Raw genomic sequence first — 4,791 nt, 5'->3', positions numbered from 1 at the left:
TCAAGATCAGAACACCCGCGACATCATGAACTATCAACCGCCCCTTCGCATCCCGAACGGGTCAATCACGAAGTCTGTGCCAGATCCAGTATTCAGCCGGACGCGACAGTAGGCGGTGCGAGCGGTTCAGTTCGGTTGGCAGGTGAACATCCACTCGGTGCTGTAATGCGCGCCAGCGCTTCCATCGAGATGTACCCAATCCCAATGTCCCGGAGCGCCGCCACCGGCAGTGCAGGGATCGCCGACCTTTCGGCCGTCAGGCGGCGGAGGCGGTCCGGGCTGCGCGCCCGGCGCCCCGGGCTCCGAAGGACCGGCGCTACCGGTGTCGATCGCGGCACCGGTAGCCCCCGAGAAGCCGGTGAATGCTATTGCCATTGCCGCGATAACGCAGGTCCGCATGAGAATGAGCACTCACGCCAACTGTTGCAGTCAGTCGGCTTCGATCCACGTCCGTACTGGACGACGCGAGAATGCCGAGGTCAATGTTCTGCAGACGGTGCGCGAGGGCTCGGTCAGCGCGACGACCGGCCCCACGATCCGGCTGGCCGACACGAAGGCGTGCATCAAGTTCGTCCGGACGCAGACAGAGGTAACCATCAACGGTCGACTTATCTATACGCAGCGGTTCGTGGTCGGGTTCCCGCTCAGGAAGGCCAGCACCGGCCCCGCATCGAAGTTCGCCGTGCCGAGCATTTGCCGCAGATACCATTGTGCTTTGGTCTCCTGCTCCACCGCCATGTGCGTGAATTTCTCGGCGCCGTCGGGGAAATGGCCGCAGAAAATCACCACATGTGCCCAGAGGTTGCGTAGGGTGTTGGCTGCCAGATTCGCTACGAGCGTGCGGCGCCAGCGTCGACCATTCAACGCAGGGGCGAGCACGTAGTCCTTCCCAGCTTGTCGGGCGATCTTGCCGATCAATGCTTTGGCTTGCGCTCTTCGCTCCGCGCTGGTTGCCACACGCTCCTGCTCGGAGTACAAGCCGTGCAGGGCGATCCCCCACTCGAAGGTGACCGCCAGCAACACGTTCTGCAGCGGCTGCAGCAGGAACCGAGGCCGCCACGGCTGGTGCACCGCTACCTTGCGCCCGCGAAGGAACAGCAACAGTGAAAGCGCCCCTTCACCGGGAAGGGTCATCGATGGTCGGTTCGGTCGCGCGTGGATGCTTCGCGTGACGGCGTCTGGCGGGGTTCGGATTCTTCTCGCGTGTCGCGTGTCTGGGAGTCCGGGTCGATCTTGTCCGCGCGTTCGAACTCCTGCTTCAGCTCGTCGCGGGAGGTGACGGCTTCGCCGCGGTGAGCCGCTGCTCGTTCTTGCAGGCCCGCCGCCTGCGCTGCCCTGACATCGGCCTCGGCCCGAGCCGCTCGGGCCTTGGCCGCGGTCTCGTCGGCGAGCGCTTCACGCTGGCCGACCTCGTGGGACTGTTCGGTTGCCTTCTCGCGGATGCCCGCGGCTTCGACGCGGCGGTGTTCCTTACGTTTGTTCAAGACCAGCCAGGTGAGCGCGGCGACGATCAAAATTGCCGCAATCACGACAACAACGATGACGACGATCGTGGTGGTGGTCATGCTGGCTCCTCAAAGGTTGAGCGTGGTCCCATGTGGTTGGGTCCCATGTGGTTGGCACCGGTGTCGGGAATGGGGTCGGTCGATCGCGACCGCGTGCCCGGGCACCGATGTTGTCAGCGGCTGGGTTGGGGCACATGGCAGTTGGTCACCTTGGGATTGACCCCGGCATAGTTCAGTGGCCCCGCCAACACGGTCACCGCGATGGTCCCGACACCCGCGCAGTTCTGTTCGGCGTGGGTGATGTATCCGCGCTGCGCGGCGGCGATCGCGCCGATGATCAGCCATACCAGCACCAGCAGTGTCAGCCACCGCATCACCGGCCTCCTGGAGTCGATGAATGAACCAAGACCGGCCGTCAGAAGTAGTGGCGTCGCCCGCCGACAGCGCGCCCCATCGACCCCAACAGCAGTAGCACCAGACCGATGATGAGGACCACGATCCCGATGGCCCAGAGGATCTGGATTTTCAGCAGGAAACCGACGACGAGAAGAATGATTCCGAGAATGATCATGGTCGATACCTGGTTTCGGTGGCGAAGTGACGGGCTGTGTGGGTGGGCCACCCCGTTGGTTGCGTGTAGCGTCAGTGTTTGAAGGCGTCCTTCATCTTTGCTCCGGCCTGCTTGGTATTGCCCTTGGCCTGATCGATACGCCCCTCGGTCCGCAGGCGAGTGTTGCCGGTGCCCCGGCCGACCAGTTTCTTGGCGACGCCCTTGGCGGCTTCGGCCTTGTGCGCGATCTTCTTACTGATGCTCATGATGGTGGTCCCTTTCGCGTGTGCTGTTGTCGCGGATGCGGCGGACATCTATTGCGGGTGGCGTCAGCCGCGCCCGAGTGCGGGTTGCCGGCAGCGTGGCGGTCCCTGGATCGGTTGCCGAATCCGAAAAGGCGGAATCGGTCGCGACGCGCAGCACCGTCGGCTCCGGTATCGCGGGCATCTCGCGTGTCGTCGAGGTGGGGCTGCCGGTCGGCGCGGTCGTCGCGGTCCCGGCTCGCCGCGGTGGTCTCGCGGCGCGATACCTCGAGTTCGCTGCGCGCGGTACGGCCGCGGCGGGCGGTTCGCCGGGCACCGGCCAACAGCAGGCTCAGCCCGACCAGTCCGGCCGCGCCGACCACGATGCCGTAGAGAAACAACACGCCGGTCGAGCCGGTCACGTGGTAGCCGAAAACGGCGAAATTGTCGGTCAATGCGTGGTTGACATCCCCGTTGGCCAGCACCCCCGCGAGCCCGACCATGACGGCCGCGACCAGAACGACAAGCCCGATGATGACGGTCACTGTGCTACCCACCAGATCTACGCTGTAATGCTCACTCAACCACCGCAAACCCACTGAGTCAACAATGTAGAGCTGCACTTTATGGCTGCCCGATTTGCGCCGACGGCAGCGCCAACTCAGCACCGAAGCAGGGATGCACTGAACACGACTTCGAGGAATCACTGAAGGCGACTTCGAAAGCTGACACATCCCCGAGCTGGGAAAATGAGCGATCAGACACCCGAGCCGACCCGGACCCGTATCTACCGCCAGCAGGGCAGGCGGGGCTAGGCTGACAGCACGGCACAGCCGCACAACTGACACCCTTCCGACCCTTCGACAACCGCCGTCGGGTGGGTCCTCGGGACAACGGCCCCGGCCCGGCAGTAGTCGGCCTCGGGACCGTGCTGCGCACCCCGCAGACCGCCCCTCGCACCCCCGGCGGAGCTTTTCACCACCACGGATACGGGGCGAGCACCATGCCTGACAACAATCCGTCCTCGACGTCGGCCGGCGCATCGCCGTCGGCGTCGTCTGACAACTCGTCCTCCATGGCGGGCCGACTGGCCCAGAACAGCATCTTCGAACGCTTCGCCCGCGCCGGCTTCGTTGTCAGTGGCATCGTGCACCTGATCATCGGCTACATCGCCATCCGGATCGCCCTCGGCGGCGCAACCGGCACCGCCGACCAATCCGGGGCCATGACCGAACTCGCCTCCAAGCCCGGCGGCGTCCTCGCCCTGTGGGTGGGCGTCGTCGCGTTCGTACTGATGGCGCTGTGGCGGCTCGCCGAAGCCGCACTCGGCAGCGCGTCCAAACCCCAAGCCGACAACAAGAAATCCGAAACGATCGATCGCGTCAAGGCGTTCTGTCTGGCAGTGGTCTACTTCGCATTCGCGTTCTCCGCGTTCGGATTCGCCCGCGGCAGCGGCAAGTCCAGCAGCGGCCAGAGCGCAGGAATCACCGCCCGCATGGTGCAAACCACCGCTGGCACGATCGCCCTCATCGCAGGCGCGCTGATCATCATCGCGATCGGCGGCTACCACATCTACAAAGGAGCCAGCCAGAACTTCCTCCAAGACCTCGAGGGCACCACCAGTGACCTGGTACGACGGCTGGGCACTGTCGGATACATCGCGAAGGGGCTGGCCATCGCCGCCATCGGGTTACTGGTGATACTCGCCGTCAACCAATCTGAGCCCGACAAAGCCGCCGGACTCGACGGTGCCTTCAAGACTCTCGGGGCCCAACCCTACGGAGCAGCGCTCCTCATCGCGGCCGGCCTGGGCATCATCACCTATGGCCTCTACAGCTTCGCCATGGCCCGATACACCAAGATGTAGGGGTCCCGGAGCAATCTTGCGAAAAACAACGACAATGGCTTGACCAGCGGTGATGTCGGGATTCCGGTTCGGCTGCGGGGCATTGTGATTGGTGCTTGGCTTGGCTTGGCTGCCGATGAGGTTGGTCGGTGTGCTGGAGGTCGGGTTTCGTGGCGATGCAGGTGTTTGCGGACGAGGAGTTGGTGCGTCTGCGGGAGTTTCCGGATGTCAGCCGCGAGGAGTTGTTCCGGTTCTTCACGCTCACCCCTGCCGATATCCCGTTCCTCACGCCTGGCCGCGGGTGTGGTCCGGCAGAGCGGCTCGGCCTTTCGGTGGCGTTGTGCACGTTGCCGTGGAGTGAAACCCCGCCTTCTCGGGGTAGCCGACTGGTGAGATCGCGTATTCAACCGTCGAGGTCGAAATGACGCCCACGGGCGGCAACGCGAAAAGCCACTTCTGAACCGGCGCCCACATCGGCACCCGCGGTTTCTTGACCTGGGGCGAGTGAGCACTCCCGATGCCATCCAACCGCCTTGACAGGCCTCGCCGAACGTCCGCTCATGCCCTTGGTCTCAATGGGTCAGCGCAACACTGGAATCTCCTGGTGAGGAACGGATGTGATGCGCGATGGCTTCGAGCAGACCACTG

The 4,791-nt window shown here is 64.2% G+C and carries 7 protein-coding genes and 1 pseudogene; 2 read left to right on the top strand and 6 right to left on the bottom strand.

Going from position 1 to position 4,791, the window contains the following annotated elements:
- Positions 1-639: 639 nt before the first annotated feature.
- The 6 genes and pseudogenes from AB0H00_RS31750 to AB0H00_RS31725 form a co-directional block, all read right to left on the bottom strand.
- Positions 640-1,065 (bottom strand): annotated as a pseudogene (locus tag AB0H00_RS31750) (acyl-CoA desaturase); the annotation flags it as partial.
- A gap of 65 nt (positions 1,066-1,130) precedes the next feature.
- A complete protein-coding gene (locus AB0H00_RS31745; RefSeq protein ID WP_357273590.1) occupies positions 1,131-1,565 on the bottom strand; it encodes a hypothetical protein in 435 nt (144 codons plus the stop codon).
- A 113-nt stretch (positions 1,566-1,678) separates the two neighbouring features.
- Positions 1,679-1,879, bottom strand: coding sequence for a hypothetical protein (locus AB0H00_RS31740; RefSeq protein WP_357273588.1), 201 nt, complete (start codon positions 1,877-1,879; stop codon positions 1,679-1,681).
- Positions 1,880-1,920: 41 nt separating this feature from the next.
- Positions 1,921-2,076 (bottom strand): DUF6131 family protein, encoded by a 156-nt coding sequence (locus tag AB0H00_RS31735; protein ID WP_357273585.1) that lies wholly within the window; start codon positions 2,074-2,076, stop codon positions 1,921-1,923.
- 71 nt (positions 2,077-2,147) lie between these two features.
- Positions 2,148-2,321 (bottom strand): CsbD family protein, encoded by a 174-nt coding sequence (locus tag AB0H00_RS31730; RefSeq protein WP_357273583.1) that lies wholly within the window; start codon positions 2,319-2,321, stop codon positions 2,148-2,150.
- Positions 2,318-2,854, bottom strand: coding sequence for a hypothetical protein (locus AB0H00_RS31725; RefSeq protein WP_357273581.1), 537 nt, complete (start codon positions 2,852-2,854; stop codon positions 2,318-2,320). Before AB0H00_RS31725 ends, AB0H00_RS31730 begins: the two co-directional genes overlap by 4 nt.
- A gap of 518 nt (positions 2,855-3,372) precedes the next feature.
- Between AB0H00_RS31725 and AB0H00_RS31720 the strand changes: the two genes are divergently transcribed.
- On the top strand, positions 3,373-4,164 hold the full coding sequence (locus tag AB0H00_RS31720; RefSeq protein WP_357273579.1) for a DUF1206 domain-containing protein: 792 nt from the start codon (positions 3,373-3,375) through the stop codon (positions 4,162-4,164).
- Between the two features lie 149 nt (positions 4,165-4,313).
- Entirely contained in the window at positions 4,314-4,568 is a 255-nt protein-coding gene (locus tag AB0H00_RS31715) for a DUF4158 domain-containing protein (RefSeq protein WP_357273576.1), read from the top strand.
- Positions 4,569-4,791 lie beyond the last annotated feature (223 nt).

The sequence above is a fragment of the Nocardia sp. NPDC023852 genome (genome assembly GCF_040639505.1).
GTDB lineage: Bacteria > Actinomycetota > Actinomycetes > Mycobacteriales > Mycobacteriaceae > Nocardia.
The sequence above is the reverse complement of the archived record's forward strand: the minus strand, read 5'-3'. Positions and strand labels throughout refer to the sequence as shown.

Excerpts from the sequence above, each read along its gene's own strand:
- AB0H00_RS31745 (WP_357273590.1), bottom strand. The coding sequence starts at position 1,565 with ATGACCACCACCACGATCGTCGTCATCGTTGTTGTCGTGATTGCGGCA.
- AB0H00_RS31740 (WP_357273588.1), bottom strand. The coding sequence starts at position 1,879 with ATGCGGTGGCTGACACTGCTGGTGCTGGTATGGCTGATCATCGGCGCG.
- AB0H00_RS31735 (WP_357273585.1), bottom strand. The coding sequence starts at position 2,076 with ATGATCATTCTCGGAATCATTCTTCTCGTCGTCGGTTTCCTGCTGAAA.
- AB0H00_RS31730 (WP_357273583.1), bottom strand. The coding sequence starts at position 2,321 with ATGAGCATCAGTAAGAAGATCGCGCACAAGGCCGAAGCCGCCAAGGGC.
- AB0H00_RS31720 (WP_357273579.1), top strand. The coding sequence starts at position 3,373 with ATGGCGGGCCGACTGGCCCAGAACAGCATCTTCGAACGCTTCGCCCGC.